The sequence below is a fragment of the Delftia sp. PX-1 genome (genome assembly GCF_055797465.1).
In genome coordinates this window covers 3,253,546-3,279,467 of sequence record NZ_CP184763.1, presented here as the reverse complement: position 1 = coordinate 3,279,467, position 25,922 = coordinate 3,253,546, and the positions used below count along the sequence as shown (strand labels likewise).

General features: G+C 65.9%; 22 protein-coding genes. 12 read left to right on the top strand and 10 right to left on the bottom strand.

All coding sequences use genetic code 11. From position 1 onward, the window contains the following. Positions 1–31 precede the first annotated feature (31 nt). A complete protein-coding gene (locus ACN20X_RS15150) occupies positions 32–1,000 on the top strand; it encodes a tagatose kinase (protein ID WP_016454651.1) in 969 nt (322 codons plus the stop codon). A 4-nt stretch (positions 1,001–1,004) separates the two neighbouring features. Continuing rightward, positions 1,005–2,342: a D-tagatose-bisphosphate aldolase, class II, non-catalytic subunit gene (locus ACN20X_RS15145; RefSeq protein WP_016454652.1), complete on the top strand. Its 1,338-nt coding sequence runs from the start codon at positions 1,005–1,007 to the stop codon at positions 2,340–2,342. On the opposite strand, the gene ACN20X_RS15140 is transcribed toward ACN20X_RS15145, so the two are convergent. Then, positions 2,317–3,231, bottom strand: coding sequence for a LysR family transcriptional regulator (locus ACN20X_RS15140; RefSeq protein WP_473209541.1), 915 nt, complete (start codon positions 3,229–3,231; stop codon positions 2,317–2,319). The two genes, ACN20X_RS15145 and ACN20X_RS15140, sit on opposite strands and share 26 nt — an antisense overlap. A 118-nt stretch (positions 3,232–3,349) precedes the next feature. On the opposite strand from ACN20X_RS15140, the gene ACN20X_RS15135 reads away from it, so the two are divergent. Further along, positions 3,350–4,393 (top strand): bile acid:sodium symporter family protein, encoded by a 1,044-nt coding sequence (locus ACN20X_RS15135; protein ID WP_017404669.1) that lies wholly within the window; start codon positions 3,350–3,352, stop codon positions 4,391–4,393. Positions 4,394–4,452: 59 nt separating this feature from the next. On the opposite strand, the gene ACN20X_RS15130 is transcribed toward ACN20X_RS15135, so the two are convergent. The 5 genes from ACN20X_RS15130 to ACN20X_RS15110 all read right to left on the bottom strand — a co-directional run bounded on the left by ACN20X_RS15130 (position 4,453) and on the right by ACN20X_RS15110 (position 8,680). Continuing rightward, a complete protein-coding gene (locus ACN20X_RS15130; RefSeq protein WP_099733951.1) occupies positions 4,453–5,553 on the bottom strand; it encodes a DUF6817 domain-containing protein in 1,101 nt (366 codons plus the stop codon). Beyond that, positions 5,550–6,080, bottom strand: coding sequence for a cupin domain-containing protein (locus tag ACN20X_RS15125; protein ID WP_016448087.1), 531 nt, complete (start codon positions 6,078–6,080; stop codon positions 5,550–5,552). Before ACN20X_RS15125 ends, ACN20X_RS15130 begins: the two co-directional genes overlap by 4 nt. Positions 6,081–6,084: 4 nt before the next feature. Further along, the gene (locus ACN20X_RS15120; protein ID WP_012205012.1) at positions 6,085–6,894 is read right to left on the bottom strand and encodes a MetQ/NlpA family ABC transporter substrate-binding protein; all 810 of its coding nucleotides are present in this window, start codon (positions 6,892–6,894) and stop codon (positions 6,085–6,087) included. Positions 6,895–6,964: 70 nt separating this feature from the next. Beyond that, positions 6,965–7,630, bottom strand: coding sequence for a methionine ABC transporter permease (locus tag ACN20X_RS15115; protein WP_012205011.1), 666 nt, complete (start codon positions 7,628–7,630; stop codon positions 6,965–6,967). 3 nt (positions 7,631–7,633) lie between these two features. After that, positions 7,634–8,680, bottom strand: coding sequence for a methionine ABC transporter ATP-binding protein (locus ACN20X_RS15110; protein ID WP_016448088.1), 1,047 nt, complete (start codon positions 8,678–8,680; stop codon positions 7,634–7,636). A gap of 433 nt (positions 8,681–9,113) precedes the next feature. Between ACN20X_RS15110 and ACN20X_RS15105 the strand changes: the two genes are divergently transcribed. The 3 genes from ACN20X_RS15105 to ACN20X_RS15095 are packed head-to-tail and all read left to right on the top strand — an operon-like array spanning position 9,114 to position 14,079. Continuing rightward, positions 9,114–12,035, top strand: coding sequence for a xanthine dehydrogenase family protein molybdopterin-binding subunit (locus tag ACN20X_RS15105; protein WP_473209540.1), 2,922 nt, complete (start codon positions 9,114–9,116; stop codon positions 12,033–12,035). Next, on the top strand, positions 12,032–12,628 hold the full coding sequence (locus ACN20X_RS15100) for a (2Fe-2S)-binding protein (RefSeq protein WP_046988347.1): 597 nt from the start codon (positions 12,032–12,034) through the stop codon (positions 12,626–12,628). The genes ACN20X_RS15105 and ACN20X_RS15100 overlap by 4 nt, the downstream gene beginning before the upstream one ends. A gap of 5 nt (positions 12,629–12,633) precedes the next feature. After that, a complete protein-coding gene (locus ACN20X_RS15095; RefSeq protein ID WP_473209539.1) occupies positions 12,634–14,079 on the top strand; it encodes a c-type cytochrome in 1,446 nt (481 codons plus the stop codon). 250 nt (positions 14,080–14,329) lie between these two features. Here ACN20X_RS15095 and ACN20X_RS15090 read toward each other — a convergent pair whose 3' ends face one another. After that, the gene (locus tag ACN20X_RS15090; RefSeq protein WP_070080668.1) at positions 14,330–15,517 is read right to left on the bottom strand and encodes an IS481 family transposase; all 1,188 of its coding nucleotides are present in this window, start codon (positions 15,515–15,517) and stop codon (positions 14,330–14,332) included. Between the two features lie 344 nt (positions 15,518–15,861). Here ACN20X_RS15090 and ACN20X_RS15085 point away from each other — a divergent pair, with 344 nt between their 5' ends. Genes ACN20X_RS15085 through ACN20X_RS15075 form a run of 3 tightly spaced genes read left to right on the top strand, consistent with a single transcriptional unit; the run spans position 15,862 to position 19,280 of the window. Continuing rightward, a complete protein-coding gene (locus ACN20X_RS15085; RefSeq protein ID WP_016448092.1) occupies positions 15,862–16,767 on the top strand; it encodes an SDR family oxidoreductase in 906 nt (301 codons plus the stop codon). Beyond that, positions 16,764–18,269 carry an acyl-CoA synthetase gene (locus ACN20X_RS15080; RefSeq protein WP_016454660.1) on the top strand — a complete coding sequence of 502 codons (1,506 nt, stop codon included), beginning with the start codon at positions 16,764–16,766 and terminating at the stop codon, positions 18,267–18,269. The genes ACN20X_RS15085 and ACN20X_RS15080 overlap by 4 nt, the downstream gene beginning before the upstream one ends. Before the next feature lie 33 nt (positions 18,270–18,302). Beyond that, positions 18,303–19,280 (top strand): Bug family tripartite tricarboxylate transporter substrate binding protein, encoded by a 978-nt coding sequence (locus ACN20X_RS15075; RefSeq protein ID WP_012205004.1) that lies wholly within the window; start codon positions 18,303–18,305, stop codon positions 19,278–19,280. Positions 19,281–19,307: 27 nt separating this feature from the next. On the opposite strand, the gene ACN20X_RS15070 is transcribed toward ACN20X_RS15075, so the two are convergent. From ACN20X_RS15070 to ACN20X_RS15060, 3 genes are all read right to left on the bottom strand, one after another. Next, positions 19,308–20,222, bottom strand: coding sequence for a LysR family transcriptional regulator (locus tag ACN20X_RS15070; RefSeq protein WP_016454661.1), 915 nt, complete (start codon positions 20,220–20,222; stop codon positions 19,308–19,310). A 151-nt stretch (positions 20,223–20,373) separates the two neighbouring features. Further along, positions 20,374–21,378 (bottom strand): tripartite tricarboxylate transporter substrate binding protein BugE, encoded by a 1,005-nt coding sequence (locus ACN20X_RS15065; protein WP_473209538.1) that lies wholly within the window; start codon positions 21,376–21,378, stop codon positions 20,374–20,376. Between the two features lie 46 nt (positions 21,379–21,424). Continuing rightward, positions 21,425–22,384 (bottom strand): alpha/beta hydrolase, encoded by a 960-nt coding sequence (locus ACN20X_RS15060; RefSeq protein WP_473209537.1) that lies wholly within the window; start codon positions 22,382–22,384, stop codon positions 21,425–21,427. A 132-nt stretch (positions 22,385–22,516) separates the two neighbouring features. On the opposite strand from ACN20X_RS15060, the gene ACN20X_RS15055 reads away from it, so the two are divergent. From ACN20X_RS15055 to ACN20X_RS15045, 3 genes are all read left to right on the top strand, one after another. Beyond that, positions 22,517–23,452, top strand: a complete 936-nt coding sequence (locus ACN20X_RS15055; RefSeq protein WP_071955294.1) for a LysR family transcriptional regulator — start codon at positions 22,517–22,519, stop codon at positions 23,450–23,452. Positions 23,453–23,949: 497 nt separating this feature from the next. Next, positions 23,950–24,351: a hypothetical protein gene (locus ACN20X_RS15050; protein WP_473210816.1), complete on the top strand. Its 402-nt coding sequence runs from the start codon at positions 23,950–23,952 to the stop codon at positions 24,349–24,351. Between the two features lie 86 nt (positions 24,352–24,437). After that, positions 24,438–25,904, top strand: a complete 1,467-nt coding sequence (locus ACN20X_RS15045) for a hypothetical protein (RefSeq protein ID WP_473209536.1) — start codon at positions 24,438–24,440, stop codon at positions 25,902–25,904. The last annotated feature ends 18 nt before the right edge of the window (positions 25,905–25,922 follow it).

Below are 25,922 nucleotides of genomic sequence, written 5' to 3'. Positions count from 1 at the left end.
CACGGGGTTTGCTTCCAAAGGGAGGGAGAGCATGCAATCCATCATGACCATGGGCGAGATCCTCGTCGAAATCATGGCCGGCCGAAAAGGCCAGAGCTTTCGCGCGCCGGGGCCGCTGGCCGGGCCCTATGCCAGCGGGGCGCCCGCCATCTTCATCGACCAGGTCGCCCGGCTGGGGCATCCGGCTGCCATCATCGGCTGCGTGGGCGATGATGATTTTGGCTGGCTCAACATCGACCGGCTGCGCCGCGACGGCGTGGACACCAGCGCCATCGCCGTGTGCCAGAACGCCGTCACGGGCAGCGCCTTCGTCACCTACCGCGACAGCGGCGAGCGCGACTTCATCTTCAACATCACCAACAGCGCCTCGGCCCAGCTGCAGCCCGAGCAGGTCAACCAGGCCGTGCTCAAGGACTGCGCGCATTTCCACGTCATGGGCTCGTCGCTGTTCTCGTTTCGCATCATCGATGCCATGAAGAAGGCCATCGAAATCGTCAAGGCCCAGGGCGGCACCGTGTCCTTCGACCCGAACGTGCGCAAGGAGATGCTGCGCATTCCCGAAATGCGCGAAGCCCTGGCCTACATCCTGGAGTTCACCGACATCTTCCTGCCCAGCGGCCACGAGGTCACCCAGCTGGCCCGCTCGGCAGACGAGGCCGGCGCCATCGCCGAGATCTTTGCGCGCGGCGTGCGCGAAATCGTGGTCAAGCGCGGCGCCGACGGCTGCAGCTACTTCAGTGCCGACGAGCGCATCGACCTCGACGCCCTCCCCGTGGACGTGGCCGACCCCACGGGCGCGGGCGACTGCTTCGGTGCCACCTTCATCGCCTGCCGGCGCCTGGGCAAGACCGCGCTGCAATCGCTGCGCTACGCCAATGCGGCCGGCGCGCTCGCCGTCTCCAGCAAGGGGCCGATGGAGGGGACCTCCGGCTTTGCCGGGCTCGACGCGCTGCTGGCACAACAGCCGCAGCACCTGCGGCATGCGGTGATGGAGGGCTGAAACCATGCTCACCCACCTCACCCGTCTGGCACAGTCACGCTGCGGGCAGGCGCCAGCAGCCGCTGGCGGCGCGAACGGCGCACTCGGCATCTACTCCATCTGCTCGGCCCATCCCCTGGTCATCGAGGCCGCCATGCACCAGGCGCTGGACGACGGCACGCCGCTGCTCGTGGAAGCCACCGCCAACCAGGTCAACCAGTTCGGCGGCTACACCGGCATGCAGCCCGCCGACTTTCGCCGTTTCGTGCTGGCCATTGCCGACCGCTGCGGCCTGCCGCAGGACCGCGTGCTGCTGGGCGGCGACCACCTGGGCCCCACGGCGTGGACACACCTGCCTGCCGCCGAGGCCATGGACCTGGCGCAGGACCTGGTACACGCCTATGCGGCGGCCGGCTTCGTGAAGCTGCACCTGGACGCCAGCATGGCCTGCGCGGGCGACCCCCAGGCACTGGACGACGCCACCGTGGCCCGCCGCGCCGCCCTGCTCTGCCAGGCGGCCGAGCAGGCCAGCACCTGCCCCGCGCCCGGCCCGGCCTACGTGATCGGCACCGAAGTCCCCGTGCCCGGTGGCGCCGCGCATGCGCTGGAGCATGTGGAAGTCACCGCGCGCGCCGACGCCCAGCGCACGCTGCAGGTGCACCGCGACGTCTTCGCGCAGCAGGGGCTGGACGCTGTCTGGCCGCGCATCATCGCGCTGGTGGTGCAGCCGGGCGTGGAGTTCGATCACACGCGCGTGGTGGACTACGCGCCAGCCGGGGCAGCCGACCTCCGGCAGTTGCTGCGCCAGCATCCGCAACTGGTCTTCGAGGCCCACTCCACCGACTACCAGCGGCCCGAGGCCCTGCGCCAGCTGGTGCAGGACGGCTTTGCCATCCTCAAGGTCGGGCCCGGCGCCACTTTTGCGCTGCGCGAGGCGCTGTTCGCGCTGGCCGCCATCGAGGAGCAGCTTGTGGACGCACCCCAGCGCTCCCACCTGCCCGCCGTGCTGGAGTCCGCCATGCTGGGCCGCCCGGCCAGCTGGGAGCGCTACTACCGCGGCGAGCAGCCCGATCCCGGCGCGCAAAGGCTGCTGCGCATCTACAGCTACAGCGACCGTATCCGCTACTACTGGGCCGACCCCACGGTGAACGCCGCCGTGGCGCGGCTGCTGGACAACCTGTCCGCCTGCACCCTGCCCGAGAACATGCTCAGCCAGTTCCTCCCCGCCCAATACCAGGCCGTGCGCGCCGGGCGGCTGGCACCCTCGCCCCACGCGCTGGTGCTGGACCGCGTGCGCGAGGCGATACGGCCGTATGCGGCAGCCTGCAACGCGAGCCTCACAGCTGCCCCGCCTCCACCCTGATCAAATCCCACACGCTTTGCGCCACGGGCGACAGTTCGCGCTGGCGGCGGCGCACCAGCATGATGTCGCGCTGCACGCGCGGCAGCAGGGGGCGGCTGGCAAGGGCGTCGGGGGTGGCGCCACTCGCGGGAGTTCGCCATTCCTGCGGCACGGCCAGTTCCGGCACCACGCTCAGGCCCAGGCCCGCCTGGAGCATGCAGAAGATGGTGGTGGTGTGGCCGACTTCCTGCACGACGGCGGCCTCGGCGTCGTGGGCCTGCAGCGCGGCGTCGATCAGGCGGCGGCTGCCCGAGGCGTGGTCCAGCAGTACCAGCGGCTGGCCGGCCAGGTCGCTCCAGGCCACCTGGCGCTTGCGGGCCAGCCGGTGCGTGGCCGGGCAGACCAGGCAAAAGGGCTCGCTGAGTATGGTTTCGCAGTGCAGGTCGTCGCGGCCCTGCGGGTCGATGACCACGCCGAAGTCCACCTCGCCGCTGCGCACGCTTTGCAGCACATCGCTCTGGATGCGGTCCAGCAGCAGCAGTTCGATGCCCGGCGCCTGCTCGCGGCAGCGCGCAATGCAGCGCGGCATCAGGTGGGCCGACAGCGTGGGACTGCTGGCCACGCGCACCTTGCCCAGGCGCTGGGTGGCCAAGCCGCTGACTTCGAGCAGGCATTCATCCAGCGCGTCCAGCACGCGCGTGGCATGGCCCTGCAGCAGGCGGCCGGCGTCGGTCAGCTCCACCTCGCGCGTGGTACGGTGCAAAAGCTGCACGCCCAGGGCCTGTTCCAGCTCGGTGACATTGCGGCTGACGGCGGGCTGGGTCAGCGCCATCAGCTCGCCGGCGCGGCTGAAGTTGCGGCTTTCCGCCACGGCCAGGAAGGCGCGCAGCTGGCGCAGGCTGATATTCATACGGAAAAATTATAAAACCATCAGATAAATCCATTTCTCTTTTCAATGGCCGTGGCGTCCAATCGGGGCCTTGCAGCCTGGCTGCACGAACCGATAGTTAGTTGGAGAGAGTTTTCCCATGGCACGCCCCCGCTTCGCCCCTGACAATTTCACGCTGATGCTGCTGTCCACCGTGGCACTGGCCAGCTTCCTGCCCGCCTCGGGCACCGTCTCGCAATGGCTGGAGGTGGCGACCACGCTCATGGTCAGCCTGCTGTTCTTCCTGCACGGCGCCAAGCTCTCGCGCGAGGCCATCTTTGCCGGCATAGGCCACTGGCGCCTGCACCTGACCATCTTCGCGGCCACCTTCGTGCTCTTTCCCCTGCTGGGTTGGGCGCTGCGCCCCGTGCTGGAGCCCCTGGTCACGCCCGAGATGTACATGGGCGTGCTCTTCCTGTGCACGCTGCCGGCCACGGTGCAGTCGGCCATCGCCTTCACGGCCATGGCGCGCGGCAACATGCCCGCTGCCGTGTGCAGCGCATCGGCCTCCACGCTGATGGGCATCGTGATCACGCCCATCCTGGTCAGCATGCTGCTGCACAAGAGCGCCGAAGGGGGCGACGCGCTGCAGGCCATCGGCAAGATCGCGCTGCAGCTGCTGCTGCCCTTTGTGCTGGGCCATCTGCTGCGGCCCGTGATCGGCGGCTTCATCTCGCGCCATGCCAAGCGCGTGAAGTTCGTGGACCAGGGCTCCATCCTGCTGGTGGTGTACACGGCCTTCAGCGCCGCCGTCATCAGCGGCCTGTGGCAGCAGACGCCCCTGCCTGCGCTGCTGGGCCTGCTGCTGCTGTCGTCCATCCTGCTGGCCCTGGTGCTGGTCATCACGTCATGGACGGCGCGCCGCCTGGGCTTTTCCAAGGAGGACGAGATCACCCTGGTGTTCTGCGGCTCCAAGAAGAGCCTGGTCAGCGGCGTGCCCATGGCCAAGGTGCTGTTCGAGTCCAGCGCCGTGGGCGCCATCGTGCTGCCGCTGATGATCTTCCACCAGCTGCAGCTCATGGTCTGCGCCGTGCTGGCCCAGCGCTATGCACGCCGGCCCATGCACCCCGAGGCGATCGAGGATGGCGCCGTGCCCGCCAGCGCTGCGCCGGCCGCCAAGGCCGGAACGGCGCCGGCCAAATAAGGCACGGGCGCGCTCCCACAACGAAAAAGCCTGGCTCTCGCGCCAGGCTTTTTTGCATCTCAGCCCTTCAGGGCCAGGTTGTTGAGCTTGTCCAGCCGTTCAGGCCAGCTTCCCTGCTGCGCCGACTGCAGCAGGATGCGCGTCCAGGCGATCCAGGCGTCCCACTGCACGCGCTTGTCCCAGGCATTGCCCCAGCCGCTGAAGCACTGCAGCGCGCTGGTGGCTGCGCGCGCGGCGTCGTCGGCGCGGCCGGCAGACAGGTAGAGCTGGGCCAGTACCATCTGCGGCTCGCCCACCCAGGGGTTCAGGCGCACGGCGCTTTCCAGCACGGCCGTGGCGGCGTCCAGGTCCACCAGCGGCTGGTCCAGCTGGATCACCGACCAGTACAGCGACACGGCAGCGGCCTCGTCGCCGGGCGACAGCTGCCGGCTGCAATGGTCGAACACCGGCGGCAGCGGCAGCTGGGCGCGCAGCGCCGGGTGCTGCAGCGCACGGCCCAGGTCGCTGATCTGGCTGAGCATGCGGCTGGCAGGCCGCATGGGACCGGGCCACAGCGAGGCCGCCCAGTGCACGCCCTGCTGCCGCTGGTTCTGCACCTGCGGAAACTGCGAGTAGATGTCTTCCTGCCAGCTGAACCACTGCTCCATGGCATCGGCCATGCTCACGATGGTGAAGGCCGCCACCTCATAGGCGCTCAGGCGCTGGCTGCGGCCGGCGGATTCCAGCGCCATGGAGCCGTCTTCGGCCAGGTCGCCGGCCAGGATCTTCTGCATGAACTGCGTGCGGCTCATGGTGCAGAACAGGTAGACCAGGTGCTCGGCGCCCTCGCCCACCAGCTCGCGCAGGCGGCCGCGCTCGCTGCCCGCGTCGAACTTGACCAGGTCCACGAAGGCGTTGCCGTAGACGCTGTGCAGCAGGCCCAGCAGGCGCACGTCGCGCGGCTGGCGCCACAGCGCCAGCGAACGCGCCACGCCCGCCAGGTGGTGGCGGAAGGTGCCGGCCTTGTGCCAGTCCTGGCCCACGCCGCGCGCCAGCACCACGGGCAGCACGGGGGCGAGGTCGGCATCCTTGGCCAGCCATTCCTCGTCCAGCAGGTCCTGGGCGCGCGTGAACAGCGCCTCGTCAAGTGTCTGGAACAGTGTCGGGACAGGCAGGCTCATGCAGGCACCTCCATGGCAGCGGCGGGCCGCTGGGTATATTGCGCCACCCAGCCCGCCGTATCGGCGAACAGGCGCAGCGCCTTGATGCGCCGCGTGGCGGTCAGCGTGAAGCGGTGCTCCACGCCCGCCGGTATGCGCAGGTAGTCGCCGGGCTGCACGCGCAGCACGCGCTCTTGGCCGTGGGCATCAAAAAAGCCGAACAGGCCTTCGCCTTCGAGGATGTAGCGCACCTCGTCATCGGCATGGGTGTGGGGCTTGTCGAAGCGCTCCAGCGCCTCGTCCAGGCCCGGGGTGCCTGGGTGCAGCACGACCAGGTCCATGCTGTGGTAGCCATGGGCCACGCATTCGTCGACCACCAGCATGCCCACGGCCTGGACCACGGTGGCCTTGCCGCCGTCATCCAGCTGGGCCTGCGCCAGCAGCGCGGCCAGGCCGGGCTCGGGCGCCAGCGGGCGGTGCTGCCATTGCACGCCGATGGCGGCCACGAAGTCCGCGTCGGAAACCCGGTGGGATGCGAGGGCGCCCATGGTCTTACCAGGCCGCCGTGTAGGCGCCCTTGAACTGCGTGTCGATGAACTGGCGCACCTCGGGCGATTGGTAGGCCTTGACGAAGGCCTGCAGGCCCGCGTCCTTTTCATGGCCGGCGCGCGTGGCGATCAGCACGGTCACGTACGGCGTGTCCGTGGCTTCCAGCGCCAGCGAGTCCTTTTGCGGCGACAGGCCTGCGGCCACGGCATAGCTGCTGTTGACGGCGGCGGCGTCCAGATCGTCCAGCGAGCGCGCCAGCTGGGCGGCCTCCAGCTCGACGAAGCGCAGCTTCTTCGGATTGGCCGTGATGTCCAGCACCGAGGCACGCGCGCCCGCGCCGGTCTTCAGTTCGATCAGCTTTTGCGCGGCCAGCACCATCAGTGCGCGCGAGCCGTTGGTGGGGTCGTTGGGGATGCCCACGCGCGCACCGCTCTTGAGGTCGGCCAGGCTTTTGATCTTCTTGGAGTACACGCCCATCTGCTGGTTGACCGCACGGGCCACGGGCACGAGCTTGTAGCCCCGGTCCTTGTTCTGGGCGTCCATGAAGGGCTGGTGCTGGTAGATGTTGGCATCCAGCTCACCCTGCGACAGGGCCGCATTGGGCTGGATGAAGTCGCCGAACTCGACCAGCTTCACCTTCAGGCCGTTCTTCTCGGCCACCTTCCTGGCCACCTCAGCAATCTGGGCATGCGGGCCCGAGGTCACGCCGATGGTGACCGAGCCGTCGGCCGCATGGGCCGGCAGCGCGGCCATTCCCGCCAGGGGCAGGACGGCAGCCAGGGCCAGCGATTGAAGCAATGCGCGCTTTTTCATGGAATCCCTCTTTCAGACAATCTCGCGGCAGCTTGCCGCCCCGGCTGCCCCGGCCGCCGGGGTGTGTGGATCAGCGGTGGCTCAACCTGCGCACCGCCCAGTCGCCCAGGCTCTGGATGGCCTGCACGAAGAAGATCAGGATGATGACCACGGCCAGCATCACATCGGGCAAAAAGCGCTGGTAGCCGTAGCGGATGCCCAGGTCGCCCAGGCCGCCGCCGCCAATGGCGCCGGCCATGGCCGAGTAGCCGGTCAGGCTCACGAAGCTGATGGTCAGGCCCGCCACGATGCCGGGCAGCGCCTCGGGCAGCAGGATCTTCCAGACGATCTGGCCCGTGGTGGCGCCCATGGACTGGGCCGCTTCCACCAGGCCGTTGTCCACCTCGCGCAGCGCGGTCTCCACCAGGCGCGCCACGAAAGGCGCTGCCGCAATGGTCAGCGGCACCACGGCCGCCCAGGTGCCGATGGACGAGCCCGTGATCAGACGTGTCAGCGGGATGATGGCGACCAAAAGGATGATGAAGGGGGTGGAGCGCAGGGCATTGACGATCCAGCCCACGATCTTGTTGGCCGGGCCGTTCTGCAGCACGCCGCCGTGGTCGGTCAGGCGCAGGAACACACCCAGGGGAATGCCGATCAGGCCGCCCACCAGGCCCGAGACGCCGACCATGATGATGGTCTCCCACAGCGAGCTGACGAACAGCTCCAGCATCATTTCCGAAAAATTCTCAAACATCGCTCAATCCCTGGTGGAAACGATCTGCACCTGCACGCCGGTGGCGCGCAGATGGTCCACGGCGGCATCGATCTTTGCCGCATCGCCGCTGGCGAAGACGGCCAGCGAGCCGAAGGTCTGCTCCTGGATCTCGTCGATCTGGCCATGCAGGATGGACAGGTCCAGCCCCAGCTCGCGGATCAGGTGCGACAGGATGGGCTGGTAGGCGCTCTCGCCCGCATACGACAGGCGCAGCAGCCGGCCTTGCTGGCCGGGCGCCAGCTGGGCGGCCAGCGCGTTCACGCGCACGGCCACCGACTCGGGCAGTTGCTGGGGAACGATCTCGTCGATCAGGCTGCGCGTGATGGCCTGCTGCGGGCGCGTGAACACGTCGATCACGGGGCCCAGCTCGGCAATCTCGCCGCCGTCGATCACGGCCACGCGGTCGGCGATCTGCTTGATCACCTGCATCTGGTGCGTGATCAGCACCACGGTCAGGCCCAGTTCGCGGTTGACCTTGCGCAGCAGGTCCAGGATGGAGCGCGTGGTCTCGGGGTCCAGGGCCGAGGTGGCTTCGTCCGACAGCAGCACCTTGGGGTGGCTGGCCAGCGCGCGCGCAATGCCCACGCGCTGCTTTTGCCCGCCCGAGATCTGCGCCGGATAGCGGTCGCGCAGCGCGCTCAGGCCCACCAGGTCCAGCAGCGGGTCCACGCGCTTCTTGATGTCGTCGGCCGACATGCCCGCCAACTCCAGCGGCAGCGCGGCGTTGTCGAACACCGTGCGCGAGGACAGCAGGTTGAAATGCTGGAACACCATGCCGATGTCGCGGCGCGCCGTGCGCAGCTCGGCATCGCTGAGCTGCATCAGGTCACGGCCGCCCACCAGCACCTGGCCCGAGGTCGGGCGGTTGAGCAGGTTCAGGCAGCGCACCAGCGAGCTTTTGCCCGCGCCGCTGCGGCCGATGATGCCGAACACCTCGCCCGACTCGATCTGCAGGTTGATGCCCCGCAAGGCATGGACGGGCCCGGTGGGGCCCTTGTAGGTCAGGGAAAGATCCCGAATCTCGATCATGAAAAAACGCCGCGGCGCAGGACGGCCTGGGGACGCCGCTGCGCATTGTTGGGAAGTGGGAGCAAATATAGGTTGTGCGTATAAAAACGCAAACTATAAAAAAATAAAGTAATAAGAAGCTCCGGTTATGCCCAGGACTTCACTACTTTCTGCACAACCCTCAACTATGCCTGAATGTGGACACGCCCTGGCCCTGCCGGGCTATGCGCGGCGCCACGGAGCACTGCGGCAAGGCCCTTCTTGCGGCGGCGTCTGATTGACAGTGCGGCCGGCACGCTGCCGTCGCGGCCTGGCGGCCCTGGCCCGCTCCTGCTTTTGACGATGGCAGGCACCCGCCGCTGCCGCCGCGCTGACGCCAGAAGCAGCCTTTGCTGACAGGCCGCGCGGCACGCGCCCTCCTACAGTGGGCTCAACCCCACAGGAGAAGAGCGCCATGCGCCCAGAACAACACTCCGGCGCCGGCAGCCAGGCCGGCTCGGCTCCCTTGTCGCGGCGCGGCTTTCTGCAGGCCGCCAGCATCGCAGGCGTCAGCGTCTGGGTGGCGCCGCTGGCCAGCCAGGCCTATGCAGCCCTCTTTGAAGACCGCGTCCTGGGCAGCGTGGCCCGCGAGCCGGCCACCCAGCTGCCGCGCATGCGGCTCGATGGCCGCTCCAAGGTCATGGGCGCCAAGGTCTTCGCCCGCGACATCCGCGCCCGCGACATGCCGCACTGGCCCCAGCAGCAATCCCATGCCTTCATCGTGCGCACCACGCTGGCCGACCGGCTGTTCGACGGCATGGACCTGTCTTCCCTGGACGGCGAACTGGCGCCCGACCGCGTGGTCACCGCCGAAGACCTGGCGCGCGACGGCCTGGCCTTTCCCGAGTTCTATGGCGAAGACATGCTGCTGCCCGCAGGCAAGACCCCCGCCTACCTGGGCCAGGCCGTGGCCATCCTCATCTACCACGACTTCGCGCGCTTTCGCTTTGCCAAGGAAAGGCTGCAGGCCACGGCCGGCGTCATCCGCTACGGCCGCATCACAGGCGCGCTGGACCGTCCACCCTGGGGCGTGTTCCGCTATGTGCGCCAGGGCGGCGCCACGGCCTTTGACGACGACGTGTTCTCCAGCCTGCGCGATGCCCCGCTGTTCCCCGCCGAGCGCAAGCCGCTGGTCTGGCCGCAGATCTCCAAGGCCGACGCGGTCACGGCACGCGGCCTGCGCGCGGCCGAGCAGATCGCCCAGGAACTGGCCACGCCGCCGGCCGACTGGCTGGTGCTGCAGCGCCACTACGCCACGCAATCGGTGGACACGGCCGCGCTGGAGCCCGACAACGCCAACTGCTGGTATGACGCGGCCACGCAAAGCCTGCACATGGTGCTGGCCACGCAATCGCCGCACGAAGTGGCCGAATGGGCAGCGCAGATGGTGCAGGCCAGCAGGTTCCCGCTCAAGCGCCTTTTCGTGCACCCGTGCTACACGGTGGGCTACGGCTCCAAGGACCACGCGCCCATGCCCTACTACGGCCTGGTCTGCGCGCTGTATGCGGACGGCAAGCCCGTGCGCCTGGCCAATGACCGGTTCGAGCAGTTCCAGTCCTCGCTCAAGCGCCATGCCTTCGAGATCGACTACACCATGGCCATCGACAGGAAGACCGGCCTCTTCCAGAGCCTGGTGGCCAACATGACGGCCAATGGCGGCGGCCGGGCCAACTTCTCGCCCTCGGTCGCCATGGTGGGCGGCACGGCGGCGCAGTCCATCTACTACTTTCCCAAGAACGACATTACCGCCGTGGCCCTGGCCAGCCGCGCGCTGGACGCGGGCTCGGCACGCGGCTACGGCACGCTGCAGAGCATGGCGGCCACCGAAATGATGGTGGACGAAATCGCCGAACTGCTGCAGATCGACCCCATCGAGCTGCGCCTGCGCAACGTGCTGACCTCGGGCGCCAAGAACACCCAGGGCGCCATTGCCGCTGGCGCCCTGCGCGCCGACGAGGTGCTGGAGCGCGCCCGCCGCCATCCGCTGTGGACCGAGCGCGCCAAGCGCAAGACCGCCTACGAGGCCAGCCACCCGGGCCAGCGCTACGGCGTGGGCTTTGCCTGCGTGCAAAAGGACTTCGGCACGGGCGGCGAGGCGGCCTTCGCCCGCATCGAGATATCGCCCCAGGGCCGCGTGCTGCTGCACCACTCGGGCACCGAGATCGGCACGGGCATGGGCACCTCGCAGGCCCAGCTGTGCGTGCAATGGTTCGGCAAGCCCGCCGACGAGCTGCAGACCGCCTGCCTGGACTGGCCGGAGCTGCCGCTCAAGGCCGAGGGCGACAACTACACCATGCCCCAGGCCGACCAGGACCGCTTCGCCACCCGGCCGCTGTGGACGCCGGTCTACGCCTCGCCGGCCAGCGCCAGCAACTCGGCCTACTACTACAGCCACGCCACCAGCGAGACGGCGCGCGTGGTCTTCGAGCACGGCCTGTGGCCGGCCGCCGTCGCCATCTGGAGCCAGGGCACGGGCGGCGGCCAGAAGGCGCCCTACGTGGTGCGCCGCGAGGACGCGCGCTGGGTCAACGGCATGCTCACGGCCAACGGCATGCAGCCGCTGTCCCTGCAGGCCCTGGCCCAGAAGGCCCATGCCATGCAGCTGGTCACGGGCGCCGTGGGCCATACCTTCAACCGCTGGCAATGGGCCGAGGCGGACTTCGACATCCTGGGCACCAGCGCGCGCCGGCCGCTGGACGCGCTGGCCGTGCGCCTGGGCAGCGCGCCCGATGCTTCCGCCGTCACGCCGGCCCCTGACACCACCGACACGCCGCAGGCGGCCACGCCCGTCGAGGCCTCTGTCACCGCGCGGCGCAGCGCCGCCGGCTACCGCATGATTGCGCGGCGCAACCTGTTCTATCCGCCCATGCAGCGCAACAACGCGGGCGTCACCTACTACAGCGCCAATGCGGCCCTGGTCGAGCTGGCGGTGGACACGGGCACGGGCGCGGTCGAGCTGCTGGCCCACCACTCCATCATGGAGTGCGGGCGGCCCATCGTGCCCGAGCTGGTACATGGCCAGCTCGAAGGCGGCATCGCCATGGGCATAGGCCATGCGCTGTACGAAACCATGCCGCTGTACGAGGGCGGCCCCGGCGACGGCAACTGGAACTTCCACCGCTACCACCTGCCGCGCGGCAGCGAGGTGGCGGTCTGGAAGCAGACGGCCGAGCTGCTGCCCCCGCTGTCCGACACCGATCCACCCAAGGGCATTGCCGAGGTGGTGATGATTCCCATCGTCGCCGCCATCGTCAACGGACTGCACCACGCCATAGGCAAGCGCTTCCACGACCTGCCCGTGACCCCGCAAAAGATCAGGGAGGCACTCGCACCATGAGCCTTGTCCCGCGCCCCTTGTCGCTGACCGTCAACGGCCAGACCGTCGGCCCCATGGACGTGCCCGAAGGCATGCCCATGATCGACTTCCTGCACGAATACCTGAACCTCACCGGCTCGCGCCTGGGCTGCGGCATCGGCGAATGCCGGGCCTGCACCATCATCGTGGACGGTCCCGAGGGCAGCCGCGAAATGCGCACCTGCATCACCGGCGCCCACTACTTCCAGGGCCGCAAGGTCCGCACCATCGAAGGCATTGCCGACCCGGCCGGCGCGGACACCGCGCCCCCATCAGCCCCGGGCGCCTCGGGTACCTCGGGCCAGCCGCGCAAGGTCATCGCCATCAGCCCCGTGCAGCAGAAGTACCTGGAGCATTTCAGCTTCCAGTGCGGCTACTGCACGCCGGGCTTCGTCATCGCGGCCACGGTGCTGGTCGAGCGCCTGGCCAAGGCGCCCATCCGCGCGGCCGATGTGGAACAGGTCGTGGGCGAGGCGCTGCAGCCCCACCTGTGCCGCTGCACCGGCTATGTGCGCTACTACGCGGCCGTGAAGGACCTGGTCCTGAACACGCCCGGGCTGACCTTGAAAGGATGAGCGCCATGTCCGCCGCCGACCCCAGCGCAGCCACCGCCGCGCCACCTGCCGACTACAGCGGTGCCCGCCCCCCGCCACCGCGCAGGCCCAGGCGCCGCTGGCGCGGGCTGCTGCTCATCCTCCTGCTGCTGGCCGTGCTGTTTGCCATTGCCGCCGTCTGGGGCAACCGGCCCCATGTGCCACAGCGCGAGCCGCAGGCCGTGCACCGCAGCCCCCAGCAGCTGGCCCAGGGCCTGTACCTGGCGCGCGCCGCCGACTGCATGGCCTGCCATGACGGGGTGGGTGGCATGGGTGGCGCCCGGGAAGGCCAGCCCTTTGCGGGCGGCAAGCCCCTGCCCACGCCCTTCGGCACCCTCTACGGCACCAACATCACTCCCGACCCCGACCACGGCATAGGCCGCTGGACGGCCGAGGAATTCCACGCCGCCGTCACCCGCGGCACGGCGCCGGGCGGGCGCCAGCTCTACCCGGCCATGCCCTATGCCTCCTACCACCTGATGAGCCGCGAAGACTCGGACCTGATCTACGGCTACCTGATGAACATCCGGCCCGTGGCCCAGCCCAACACCAAGCCCGCCCTGCCCTTCCCCTTCAACCTTCGCGTGCTGATGTTCGGCTGGAAGACGCTGTTCCTGTCCAGCGCGCCCCTGCCCGTGGGCTCGCAGGGCCAGAGCCCAGCCTGGCTGCGCGGGCAGTACCTGGGCAATGTCATGGGCCACTGCGCCGAATGCCACACGCCGCGCGGCATGTTCGGCCAGATGCAGAAGGACCGCTGGCTGCAGGGCGGCACGCTGTCGCTGTTCACGGCCCCCGGCATCACCGCCGAAGCCCTGGCCGCACGCGGCTGGACGCGCGAGGGCATGGCCCAGTTCCTGCAGACGGGCTTCTCGGCCCACGGCAGCGCCTTCGATGAAATGCACGAGGTCATCGCCAACAGCACCCGGTACCTCACGGCCGAGGACATGACGGCGCTGTCCACCTTCCTGCTGGGCGACAACCCGCCAGCGCCCCAGCCCCTGCCGGCCGCCGCGCCCCCGGATTCCGGCACCGGCAACAGCGCGGGCAATGGCGCCGGCAACGGTGCGGGCACGCTGGACGCGGGCCGGGGCCACTACATGGCGCTGTGCGCCAGCTGCCACGGCAGCGAGGGCCTGGGCCGCAGCCTCACCATGCCCCCGCTCAAGGGCAACAGCACCGTGCGCCAGGCCGACGCCCGCAACCTGGTGCTGGCCATCCTCGTCGGCCTGCCCAAGCACCCGGCCACCCAGCAGGGCCCCACGCCCCTGCCCGGCATGCCCGGCTTCATGCAGGAGCTGACCGATGGAGAAGTCGCCGCCCTGGCCAACTACACCCGCACGGCCCTGGGCGGCCAGCCTGCCGATGTGACCGCCGCCCAGGTGGCCGACCTGCGCAGCGCAGCCGGAAAGTCAGGGCACAAGGCTGCGCCGTGAAACACCGGCTGTTCTACGGAGCCCAACCCGTATGCCCGCGCCTGCGGCGTGGCGGTTGCGGGGTTGCAAGCCTGCCGAAGGACAGGCTTGCTTCGTCATCTGACTCGCCGTGATGTCTGAACGTAGCGTGCAGCGCGAAGTGAGTTTCACGGCGAACCCCGCAACCGCCACGACGCAGGTTGCCCGCAGCGAAGCGGAGGGTCGCGGGCATTCGGGTTGTACGTGTCAAGGACATGGGTAACAACTCAGCTCACAGACATGGGTAACACTTCAAGCTCACATAGTCCTTCTGGGGTCCTCGCACATCCTCTTCGTTGAAGCAGCCCAGTCGCACCGGCCCCAGATACACATCCCACTGGCCAGCGGCCACCTCCTGCATCCCGATCCACTGCCCCGCCAGCAGGTAGCCTATGTAGATCCGCAGCGCTCGCCAGTAAATCAAGCCGTTGTGGCTGACCCGAACCCTTTCCCAATGCTTCGGATACTCCAGCTCCGGTAGCTTTGAGGGGTATGGCCTGACCGAGTCGCTGTAGTGCTGGGCCGGCATGCTTTGCTGCAAGGCCTCATGCGGGCGCTGCTGGTTGTAGTGCTCCACAAAGGCATCGAGCTGCATCTGCAATGCCGCTTTGTCCGCCGCAGGCTCTTTGCCCAGGGCATGCTTGAGCGTGCGGTGCATCCGCTCGTGGCGACCGTTTTGCTGTGGCTTGCCCCTCTCGATGCGCTCCGGCCTGATGCCCAGCCTTATCCACCATATCGCCAGGCGTGACAGGCCCGCCACGCCAGTAGTCGCGAACGGCGGACCGTTGTCACTGCGTATGCGCTCGGGCAGTCCGTATTGCCGAAACACCTGTTCGAAGCTGCGTTTGGCATCCTCGTAGTTGGGGCTGTCGTAGACATGCACGGCCAGCAAATAACGGCTGGCGTGGTCCATGATGGTCAATGGATAGCACCAGTGACCATCGGCTGTCTTGAACTGGCCTTTGTAGTCTGCACTCCACACCCCATTGGGCTGCTTGCTCGTTCGCAAGGGCTGGGCCGTAGGCACCGAGCGTCTGCGTACACGCCTGCTGCAAACAAGCCCCTCAGCCTTCAGCACGTTGTAGATGGTGGTTTTGCTGGGTGTCTCCTGTGGGCCCCAGCGCTGCAGGAGCAAAGCGTGCAGCTTCTTGGGCCCCATCTGTGACCTTTGCTGCGTGCGCAGCTCAATGATGGCCCGGCGCTGTGCATAGCTGATCGCCTGATTGTTCCCGTGGGGCCTGCGACTGCGTTCTTGCAATCCATCCATGCCCAGTTGGCGGTAACGCTCAACCCACTTGTAGGCCGTCTTGCGGCTGATGCCGTAGCGCCTGCACAGCTCGCTCAGCGGCACGCCACTGCGCAGATGGTCGGCTATGAAGAGCAGTTTCTCGTCCATGGGTGCGCACTCCTTCCAGGGCATGGTGATCGCTCCTTGGCTGCTGTTGGCTCCAGCTGCCAAGCTTGGATCTGTTACCCATGTCCTTGTACTGATGTGTCACCTATGAGTGTGAGTCGTACCGTCGCCTTCTTTGATCTGACCTTTCTTGGCGAATCAAGAAAGGGCAGTCGGCTGCCGGGCCGAAACCCGGCCTCGAAAAGCAATCGCCCGGCAGGGGGAGATGAGCCCCCTGCACTCGCTGACAAGCCGCGGCCACAGCCCCAAATCACAAGCCCATTGTTTCCACCACGGAACCAACCGCGTTCCACCACCCTCCTTTCCCAGCCGCCCCTGTCTCCCTAGAGTGAAAGCAAAAGGAGACAAGCATGTTCGAAGCCAATCTATTCCAGGGCCAGCGCGTCCTGATCACCGGGGGCGGCACGGGGCTGGGCCTGGCCATGGCGGCCAAGCTGGCGGAACTGGGCGCCGAGCTGCACCTGTGCGGCCGGCGGCATTCCGTGGTGCAGCAGGCCTGCGAGATGCTGAACAACGACACGGGCGCGCAGGCCTTTGCGCATGAACTCGACATTCGCCAGCCCGAGGCCGTGCACACCGTCATCGACCGCATCTGGGCCGAACACGGCCCGCTGACGAGCCTGGTCAACAACGCGGCCGGCAACTTCGTCAGCCGCACCGAGGACCTGAGCATCAACGGCTTCCATGCCATATCGGACATCGTCTTCCGGGGCACCTTCTACGTCACCCAGGCCGTGGGCCGCCGCTGGATCGCCGAAGGGCTGCCGGGCTCGGTGCTGTCCATCGTCGTCACCTGGGTGGACACGGGTTCGCCCTTTGTCGTGCCCTCGGCCATGTCCAAGGCCGGGCTGGACGCCATGACCAAATCGCTGGCCGTGGAATGGGGTCCCAAGCGCATACGGTTCAACGCGATTGCACCGGGCGTGATTCCCACCCAGGGCGCCAGCCAGCGCCTGCGCCCCAGGATCGACGGCAACGAGGACTCGGCCGACCGCCGCCGCCTGGACAACCCCACGCGCCGCCTGGGCACGGGCGAGGACATCGGCAACATGGCCGCCTTCATCCTGGCCCCGGGCAACACCTGGCTCAACGGCCAGACCATCACGCTGGACGGCGGCGACGCCCTGGCCAACGGCGCCTACTTCACCGAATACCAGGCCTGGGACGATGCCGACTGGGCGCGCGCCCGGCAGATGGCCAAGGCCGCCAACCAGCCCAACGTCAACGATGGGGAGCAGGAGGCCACGCCCACATGAGCACCGCCGCCACGCCCCATTCCACCCTGGTCTTCGAACAGCGCACGCTGACCGGCGCCGCCCAGCAGCAGCGCGGCCGCCAGCTGGCCCAGGGCCTGCGCAGCCTGGGCCTGGCCGAAGGCGACGTGCTGGCCGTCTTCCTGCGCAACGGCATCGAATACGCCGATGTGGTCCATGCCTGCCGCATTGCGGGCATCTACTACTGTCCCATCAACTGGCATTTCACGGCCACGGAGATCGACTACATCCTGGCCGACAGCGGCGCCCGCGGCCTCATCACCAGCCAGGACCTGCTCGACGGCCTCAAGGGCGAGCTCTATGCGGACCTGCCCCGGCGCGTCGCCCACGCACGCGAGCCGGAGCAGGACTACGAAACCTGGCTGGCCGCCCAGGCACCCTACGACGGCCCGCTGGTCGCGCCGCGCGGCCACATGGCCTATACATCGGGCACCACGGGCCGCCCCAAGGGCGTGCTGCGCAAGGCGTTTCCCGTGGAAGAACTGCCCCGGCGCCTGGCCGTGAACCAGGCGCTGATCGCCACCGCCTACGGCCTGCAGCCCGGCGCGCGCACCCTGCTGACCGCGCCCATCTACCACAGCGCGCCCAGCCTGTATTTCCAGAACGCGCTCATGCTCAGCGAGCTGGTGGTGCTGGAGCAGCGCTTCGACCCCGAGCGCTTCCTGCAGCTGGTGCAGGAGCACCGCATCGACACCGCCTACATGGTGCCCATCATGTACGTGCGCCTGCTCCGGCTGCCGCGCGAGGTGCGCGAGCGCTACGACATCTCCTCGCTGCGCTTCATCGCCTCCACCGGCTCGCCCTGCGCGCCCGAGGTCAAGAAGGCCATGATCGAGTGGATGGGGCCCATCATCAATGAGACCTATGCCTCCAGCGAGTCGGGCCTGGTCACCTTCATCGGCTCGGCCGACGCCCTCACCCACCCGGGCAGCGCGGGCCTGCCGCTGCAGGATGCCGAAGTCCGCATCCTCGACAGGCAGGGCCAGGCCCTGCCCACGGGCGAGGTCGGCCTGATCTACGTGCGCCAGCCCGCCTATGCCGACTTCACCTACAAGGGCAACGAAGAGGCCCGCCGCAAGATGGACCAGGGCGGCCTCATCACCCTGGGCGACATGGGCTACCTGGACGAGGAAGGCTTTCTCTACGTCTGCGACCGCGACTCGGACATGGTGATCTCCGGCGGCGTGAACATCTACCCGGCCGAGATTGAGAACGAGCTGCTCAGGCACCCCGGCATAGCAGACTGCGCCGTCATCGGCGTGCCCGATGCCGAGTACGGCGAACGGCTGCTGGCCCTGGTCGAGCCCGGCCAGTCAGGCACACTGCCCGAAGCGGAACTGAAAGAATGGCTGCGCGGCCGGCTGGCGGCCTACAAGCTGCCGCGCAGCTTCGTCTTCCAGCGCCTGCCCCGCGACGACAACGGAAAGATCGCCAAAAGAAAGCTGCGCGACGCCCACTGGGGCGCGACGCAGCGCAAGATCTGAACCCGCCAACACCGAAAGAGAAGGAGACAACGCATGAACAAGGCCATCGCATTGCTGCTTGCCGCTGCGGCCACCGCAGCCGCAGCCCCCGGGTTCGCCCAGTCCGACTACCCCAGCAAGCCCATCAAGCTCATCGCCCCGTATGCGCCGGGCGGCTCGGTCGATGTGCTGGCCCGCACCCTGGCCACGCACCTGTCCACGGAGCTCAAGCAGTCCGTGGTCGTGGAGAACCGGCCGGGCGCCAACACCATGATTGCCGCCTCGGCCGTGGCGCGCTCGCCGGCCGACGGCTACACCCTGCTGCTGGCCAGCAATGCCAGCATGGTCCTCAACCCCCTGCTCTACAAGAAGCTCAGCTACAACCCCGACCGGGAGCTGAAGCTCACCAACATCCTGGCCGAGGCCCCGCTGGTGCTGGTCACCAACAGCCAGACCGGCATCAAAAACGTGGCCGACCTCAAGGCCTACTCCAAGGCGCACGCGGGCAAGCTCAACTACAGCTCGGTCGGCCTGGGCAACCCGCTGCAGCTGACCACCGAGCTGATCAAGTCCCGCCTGGACGTGGCCGCCACCCACATTCCCTTCAACGGCAGCGCGCCGGCCCTCACCGCCCTCATGGCCAACGACACCCAGCTCATGGTGGACGTGGCCGGCACCTCCCTGCCCCACATCAAGGCCGGCAAGCTGGTGGCCATTGCCACCACCGGGCCGGAGCGCTCGCAGTTCCTGCCGCAGACGCCCACCATTGCCGAATCGGGCGTGCCGGGCTTCAGGGCCTCCACCTGGTTCGGCATTGCCGTGCCCGCAGGCACGCCAGCGGACGCGCGCAACACCCTGCAGGCCGCCGTCAACAAGGTCATGCTCAACCCCGAATTCGCCAGCGCCCTGGGCAACCAGACCCTGGCCGCCAGGAAGCCCCAGACCCAGGCCCAGCTCGACGACTTCCTGGCCGCAGACGGCCAGATGTGGCGCAAGGTGATCGCGGACAACGCGATTGCGCTGGAGAACTGAAGACCGAAAAGGTGATGAACTAAGGACCTAAGGGCCGGACACCTCGGCCTGCTCCACGAAGCGCAGCAGGCTGGCCCTGAGGAACTCGGTCATCACCTTGACGGCATGCGAGGGCCGCCGGTCCTCGGCCGTGATGATGTACAGCCGGTCGCCCAGGCCGGACACCGTCCAGTCCGGGCACACGCGCTGCACGGCGCCCGATCGCAGCTCGTCCATCACCATGTAGTTGGGCAAGGTGGCCACGCCGCTTCCCCGGAGCATGGACTGCTTGAGAAAGGGGAAATGCTCGCTGGTGATGCAGGGCTCGCACTTGAGCGCAATCTCCTGCTGCCCCTTTTTCACCGAGACGGCATAGGTCTTGCCGTCGCCGGGCGGCGTCAGCAGCACGCCGTGGGGAATCTCGGAGGGGTCGTGGAACGGCCGCGCCTTGGCATAGGCGCTGCTGGCATACAGGCCAAAGCCCACCGGCCCCAGATCGCGCGCCACCAGGTGCTCCTGCACGTCGCGCGCCACGCGCACGGCCACATCCACCTGGGCGCTCATGGGATCGCTCACCCGGTTGGAGAACAGCACGCGGATGCGCACCTGCGGGTGCCGCTTCTGGAACGCCAGCAGCATGTCGGCCAGATACAGCTCGCCCAGGCCCGTGGGAATGCTCAGCCGCACCGAGCCCGTCACCACATGCTGCAGCGCGTCGATGGCGCCCTGCGCGGCCTCCACCTCCTGGATGATGCTGCGCCCGTGCTCGTACAGCACCTCGCCCGCCGCCGTCAGCAAAAAGCTGCGCGTCGTGCGGTGCAGCAGGGTCACGCCCAGCGCCGTCTCCAGCGCCTTGAGCTCCTTGCTCACCTTGGAGCGCGTGATATCGCGCTTGCGCGCCGCAGCGCTGAGGCTGCGCGCGTCCACGATCTCTACGAAATTGCGGATGAGGTTGATGTCCATGGCTTGAGAGCGGCAGGTCAGGCGGTCGGCCTTGTGCGCGGCCGCAGGCAACGCGCCCGGACCGCCACCCCCGGACTATGGCACCGTCACGACGCCTGGCCCCGCCACCCGTGGGCGCCGGGACACAGGGCTTTCCCCGGTGCCCGCTGCATCAGTCCAGGCTGATCTGCGACGAAGAGGCCACCTGCTTCCAGGTCGTCACATCCTTGAGGATCACCGCGCCGAACTGCTCCGGCGTATTGGCCACCACCGTGCCGCCCAGCTCTGCCAGGCGCTGGCGCAGCTGCGGATCGGCCAGGGCCTGCACGCTGGCCTTGTGCAGCTTGTCGCGGATGTCCTTGGGCAGGTCCTTGGGCGCCAGCAGGCCGTTCCAGGCCTGCACGGCGTAGCCGGGCACGCCGGACTCTGCAAAGGTCGGCACATCGGGCAGCTCGCTGCTGCGCTGGGCCGTGGCCACGGCCAGCGGGCGGATCTTGCCGGACTTGATGTGCGGCAGCGAGGCCGGCAGCGGCTCCCACAGCATGGACACCTGGCCGCCGATCAGATCGGTGAAGGCCGGGCCAGCGCCACGGTAGGGCACATGCATGATCTGCACGCCCGCCTTGACCTTGAACAGCTCCATGGCCAGATGGCCCAGACCGCCCGCGCCCGAGGACGCATACGACAGATGGCCCGGCTGCGCCTTGGCCAGCGCGATCAGCTCCTTCAGATTCGCCGCCTTGACCGAGGGATGCACGCTGAGCACGCCCGGCACCGTGATCACCTGGGTGATGGGCGTGAAATCCTTCACCGCGTCATAGGGCAGCTTGGTGTAGACGGCCGGATTCGTGCCGTGCGTGCTGGACGTGGCGCCCAGCAGCGTATAGCCATCCGGCTTGGCATCGGCCACGAAGCGCGTGCCCAGCGAGCCACCGGCACCGGCCTTGTTCTCCACGATCACCGAGGCGCCCAGCACCTTGCCCAGCTGCTGCGCGAACAGGCGGTTCACCACATCGGCCGTGCCGCCGGGCGGAAACGGCACGATCAGGCGGATGGGCTCGGCCGTGGGCCAGCCGGCATCGGCCGCCAGGGCCGACTGCGCGGGCGCCAGGGCGCCCAGGGCCAGGGCCGCCGTGGTTGCAGACAGGCTGCGGATCATGAAATTGCGGCGTTGCATAGGATTTTTCTCCTCGTTGAAATTCTTCGGGACCAGCACTCTCCAGTCACCGGCCCAGGCGCTCCAGCCAGGCCAGCACCCGGCCCAGCACCTCGTCGCCATTGGTGTCCAGCATGCAGAAATGCGAATTGCCGGTAATGCCTGCGGCCGGCAGGTCCAGCACCTCGGCACGGCCGCCCAGGCGGCGCAGCAGCTGCCAATACACATCGGTCTGCGCGCGGTACTTCTGCCACTGCGGGCTGTGCGCGAAATGGTCGCCCCACACCGCCAGGTGCGGGATGGCCGAGGCAGGCGCGAAGGCATCCGCCCCCTGCTGACCTTGCTGCCCTTCTTGCAGCACCGGCATGCCCGTAGGCTCCACCCCCACCACGGCGCGCACCAGGTGCGGCTTGCGGATGGCCGCATGCGCGGCAAAGCCACCGCCCTGGCTGTGGCCCATCACCACGCAGGGGCCGAACTGCTCCAGCAAGGCGTCATAGGCCGCCATGGCCATGGCCTCGTGCCCCAGCCAGCGCGGCACCATCTGCCGCACCAGGGCGCCAAAATTCTCATGTGGAAACCGCTGGCCAACGAATGGCTCGCCCACACCGCCGCCCGAAGGCGCGCCATGGCCTATGCGAAACAGCGTCCATGCCTCCTCGGCACTGCGGAACACGGGCGCCTCGGCATAGATCTCGGGGAACATCGCCCAGCCCGCGCGGCCGCGCTCCACGGCATCGCAGACCACCACGTCGTGGCCGGCCTCCAGCAGGCGCCACAGCCAGCCCTGGCGGCCATCGGGCGTGGACTCCCACTGCGCCCCGGTCATGCCGCCGCCATGCCACAGCAGCACGGGCAGAGGACTGCGCGGACGCGCCAGCCGGTACTCCATGGCGTACATCTGGCCCACGGCATAGCTGCCATTCATGTCCAGCGGCCGCTCGCCGCCATTGCGCACCACCTCCCTGTGCTGGATCGGCAGATCCCGCACCGTGCGCTGCGCACCGCCAATGAAATGGCTTTGCATCTTCCTGAGGCAAACTTCAGGCATAACAGGGCTTCTCTCGCATGCCGCCATGCTAGGCATGCCCCGCCTTGGTGCTGTGCCGATTGCGGCGGCGCTGTGCCGGATCAGCACAGCCCTGCGCCCACCCTACCCATGCACGAACTCAACCTCAAACTGCTGCAGGACCTGCAGGCCCTGGCCGACACCGGCAGCCTCTACAAGGCCGCCGAGCGCCGCCACATCACCCACCCCGCCTTCGGCCGCCGCATCCGCGCGCTGGAGGAATGGGCGGGCACGCCCCTGGTCGAGCGCGGCCACCAGTCCACCACGCTCACGGCAGCCGGCAAGACGCTGCTGGCCTCGGCCCATGAAGTGCTGGGCATCCTGGAGCAAACCCACGGCCTGCTGCAGCGCCCCCACCGCACGCGTGATGAAACCATCACCATCGCGGCCGGCCGCACGCTGTCGCACACCGTCCTGCCGGGCATCATCACCGCCCTCAACCAGGCCATGCCCCAGCTGTGCTGGAAAGTGGTCACCACCAGCCTGGACTACGGCGTGGAAATGCTGCTGCAGGGCAAGGTTGACCTGCTCATGTGCCACGCCCAGCCCGCCATCGAAGGCAGCCTGCAGGGCCACCACCTGGCCTGGCTGCCCGTGGGCCAGGACACGCTGATCCCCGTCAGCATCCCCCTGGTCCCCCAATTGCCCAAGTACGCTCTGCCCGCCCACGGCGGCGGCCCGCTGGTGCCCTACCTGGACTACGCGCAAAGCATGTCCCTGGGCAAGATCCTGCGCAGCCACCTGCACGAGCTGTGCGACACCACGCGCCTGCGCACTGTCTACGAGGCCGACCTCGCCGACTCCCTGCACGCCATGGTCCACCAGGGCCTGGGCCTGGCCTGGCTGCCGCTCACCCTGGTCAAGACCGACCTGACCGATGGCCGCCTGGCCCGCGCGGCCGGGCCCGACAAGGACGTGCCCATCAACGTGCGGCTGTACCGCCGGCCTGCAGCGCAGAGCAAGCCGCTCACGCGCAGGGTGTGGGCGGGGTTGGAGAATCTTTATGGGAGGAGTCAGAAGTCGTGAGGCGGGTGGGTCAGTTTGTGTGACTTGGCGGCTGCGGCCTTGCGTTGTTGACCGTCTGTAAATTTGAGCGCCGCGCGCTCTTCTTGCCCCTGCCGGGCGGTTTCTTTTAGAGGCCGGGTCTCGGCCCGGCAGCCGACTGCCCTTTCTTGATTCGCCAAGAAAGGTCAGATCAAAGAAGGCGACCCGGATGTCCGCGACCCCTTCGCTTCGCTGCGGGGCCACCTGCGTCGTGACGGCTGCGGGGTTCGCCGTGAAACTCGTTGCGCGCTGCGCGCTTCACTCAAACATCACGGCGAGTCAGATGACGAAGCAAGCCTGTCCTTCGGCAGGCTTGCAACCCCGCAACCGCCACGACGCAGGCGCGGACATACGGGAGGGGGACGAGACAGCAGGCGCAGGCAGCAGGCGCGCCCAGGACTTTCCCCTTGGCCCCACTGCAGCCTTGAACTAGCATGGCCTGCACCGCCCCGGCCGGGGCGGATCTTCCTTGGGCATCGATGAGCTTTCCCGTTCAGATTCCGATCCGAGTCCCCTGCCCTCCGGGCGCCTGCATCTGTGAGCACGATGCCCTGCTCGCCGACTCCATGGCCGACCAGCGCATCCTGCGACTCACCAGGGAAGAGGAAAAACGCCTGCTACACCGGCTGGAGCAGATCACCAGCCTGCAGGACCTGCGCCATGTGGAGCAGCGCATGTATGAGCAGCTTGGCATCCGCGTGCGCATCGAGCCCGGCGCCAGCGAAGTGCGCACCGTGCGCGGCATACAGATCGAGGTCCTGCCCATGCGCGGGCTGTGCAGCAAGACGCGGCAGGCGATTCCTGCGGCGATTCGGCGGGGGATGGAGAGGACGCCGGGGGTGGCGTTTGAGTTGTTGGATGAGGGGGGGTTGTTTGGGTGAGACCTATTACTACACCGATTTTATTTGAAAAATCCAAGTATATACAGAGAACTCAAGCATCAAATCACATATTAAGGAATATATAAATGCATTTTCAAAATACATTAAATTTCAATAAACGCCAAATAATAAGAGAAATGAAAAGATATTCACTAAATAGTGTATTGCAAGAATGCATTGAGATGATTAATTCAAAAGATTGCAAAGCAAAATGGGTTATTTATCTGATAATAAAATGGAAATTTATTTCTACCGATAAGAAACAAGATTTTTACAGAGGCATATATTGCAACAAAAACAAAATAGACCAATGGAGTCAGATTATATGGAAAAGTGAGTCCAACCTAGATAACATCCACCACTTTCTAAGAAATATGTTTGATACCCAGATAATTTGGCAGAAAAATTATCAACCAGACGTTTTCTTTTTCCCAAGCTTTATCAATTCACTTAGCGAAGATAATTTAATAAGAAAGCATATATTATCACGCTACAAAATATCAATCACCGAGTTAAAGCTGCTTTTTACGCTTCTTTATCAATTCAGAATAAATCACCAAAACTCCATAACAGTTGCCAAAGCGATAAGTACAGATCTGCATGCAGTATTAATTTCAATTATTGAAGATTTGACTTTTACATGGAAAGAATTAGCAGGAAATGGATTGGACGCCAATCTACCTTACGATGAGGCCTTGATAAAATATTTAGCAAGTATAAACTTAGAGGAAAATACTTTTGAATCAACTGAATCTCCGTGGCTTGAAAATTATCCAATAATAGAAATCAATGAGAAATTCATTTTTTCTGTCGATTCATTATTATGGCAAAGAAAAATATCCAATTATTTCTACGAAAAACTGTCAATTGAACTGGATAATTTCTCCGAAGTTTTTGGAAAAAATTTTGAAGATTACTGTAAAAATATAATACTAAGCAATTTCGGAAATGATAAAGTAAAAATAGATCTTCCTAAATCTTCTGTTAATGCTGATTTTATAGCAGAAGATGAAAATTATTTTTATATCATAGAAATAAAACATAAGAAATATGATAAAAATATATTCAGCCTTGAAAATTCCAAGCGTTTATCTAGTCATTTATTTAATCAAGTCGTAAAAGGATATAAACAAATAAAGGCTACAGCCCAAAATATTGATGATTATAAAATTTTTAAATTCAAAAGAAAACCATTAAATAAGCGAAGAATAGGATTCGTCATCACAGAGCGTAGCTATAAAATTGGTCATGGTGTTCATTTCACAGCTTTAGCAGGGGATGAGCACAAAATTGACGATACTCATATTCAAGATAAAGATATATTTTTTATTGGAATTCAAGAGTTTGAGCTCCTGCTTTTAGCCAGCCGCGATAACTCATTGTTCTTGGGTGACGTTGCAAATATGTGTTTTGATCAACGCCAGAGCTTTATTGAACGTATTGATGTGTCCAAGAAGCTAACGCTAAAAAGTCAAACAGGCGCCGAAGTAATTAAACAAGAATGCTTTGATTTTTTGAGCCGATTTGCACTTGAGCAAGAATCAAAAATTTAAAACAAACTAATATTCATC

Excerpts from the sequence above, each read along its gene's own strand:
- ACN20X_RS15150 (WP_016454651.1), top strand. The coding sequence starts at position 32 with ATGCAATCCATCATGACCATGGGCGAGATCCTCGTCGAAATCATGGCC.
- ACN20X_RS15145 (WP_016454652.1), top strand. The coding sequence starts at position 1,005 with ATGCTCACCCACCTCACCCGTCTGGCACAGTCACGCTGCGGGCAGGCG.
- ACN20X_RS15140 (WP_473209541.1), bottom strand. The coding sequence starts at position 3,231 with ATGAATATCAGCCTGCGCCAGCTGCGCGCCTTCCTGGCCGTGGCGGAA.
- ACN20X_RS15135 (WP_017404669.1), top strand. The coding sequence starts at position 3,350 with ATGGCACGCCCCCGCTTCGCCCCTGACAATTTCACGCTGATGCTGCTG.
- ACN20X_RS15130 (WP_099733951.1), bottom strand. The coding sequence starts at position 5,553 with ATGAGCCTGCCTGTCCCGACACTGTTCCAGACACTTGACGAGGCGCTG.
- ACN20X_RS15125 (WP_016448087.1), bottom strand. The coding sequence starts at position 6,080 with ATGGGCGCCCTCGCATCCCACCGGGTTTCCGACGCGGACTTCGTGGCC.
- ACN20X_RS15120 (WP_012205012.1), bottom strand. The coding sequence starts at position 6,894 with ATGAAAAAGCGCGCATTGCTTCAATCGCTGGCCCTGGCTGCCGTCCTG.
- ACN20X_RS15115 (WP_012205011.1), bottom strand. The coding sequence starts at position 7,630 with ATGTTTGAGAATTTTTCGGAAATGATGCTGGAGCTGTTCGTCAGCTCG.
- ACN20X_RS15110 (WP_016448088.1), bottom strand. The coding sequence starts at position 8,680 with ATGATCGAGATTCGGGATCTTTCCCTGACCTACAAGGGCCCCACCGGG.
- ACN20X_RS15105 (WP_473209540.1), top strand. The coding sequence starts at position 9,114 with ATGCGCCCAGAACAACACTCCGGCGCCGGCAGCCAGGCCGGCTCGGCT.
- ACN20X_RS15100 (WP_046988347.1), top strand. The coding sequence starts at position 12,032 with ATGAGCCTTGTCCCGCGCCCCTTGTCGCTGACCGTCAACGGCCAGACC.
- ACN20X_RS15095 (WP_473209539.1), top strand. The coding sequence starts at position 12,634 with ATGTCCGCCGCCGACCCCAGCGCAGCCACCGCCGCGCCACCTGCCGAC.
- ACN20X_RS15090 (WP_070080668.1), bottom strand. The coding sequence starts at position 15,517 with ATGCCCTGGAAGGAGTGCGCACCCATGGACGAGAAACTGCTCTTCATA.
- ACN20X_RS15085 (WP_016448092.1), top strand. The coding sequence starts at position 15,862 with ATGTTCGAAGCCAATCTATTCCAGGGCCAGCGCGTCCTGATCACCGGG.
- ACN20X_RS15080 (WP_016454660.1), top strand. The coding sequence starts at position 16,764 with ATGAGCACCGCCGCCACGCCCCATTCCACCCTGGTCTTCGAACAGCGC.
- ACN20X_RS15075 (WP_012205004.1), top strand. The coding sequence starts at position 18,303 with ATGAACAAGGCCATCGCATTGCTGCTTGCCGCTGCGGCCACCGCAGCC.
- ACN20X_RS15070 (WP_016454661.1), bottom strand. The coding sequence starts at position 20,222 with ATGGACATCAACCTCATCCGCAATTTCGTAGAGATCGTGGACGCGCGC.
- ACN20X_RS15065 (WP_473209538.1), bottom strand. The coding sequence starts at position 21,378 with ATGCAACGCCGCAATTTCATGATCCGCAGCCTGTCTGCAACCACGGCG.
- ACN20X_RS15060 (WP_473209537.1), bottom strand. The coding sequence starts at position 22,384 with ATGCAAAGCCATTTCATTGGCGGTGCGCAGCGCACGGTGCGGGATCTG.
- ACN20X_RS15055 (WP_071955294.1), top strand. The coding sequence starts at position 22,517 with ATGCACGAACTCAACCTCAAACTGCTGCAGGACCTGCAGGCCCTGGCC.
- ACN20X_RS15050 (WP_473210816.1), top strand. The coding sequence starts at position 23,950 with ATGAGCTTTCCCGTTCAGATTCCGATCCGAGTCCCCTGCCCTCCGGGC.
- ACN20X_RS15045 (WP_473209536.1), top strand. The coding sequence starts at position 24,438 with ATGCATTTTCAAAATACATTAAATTTCAATAAACGCCAAATAATAAGA.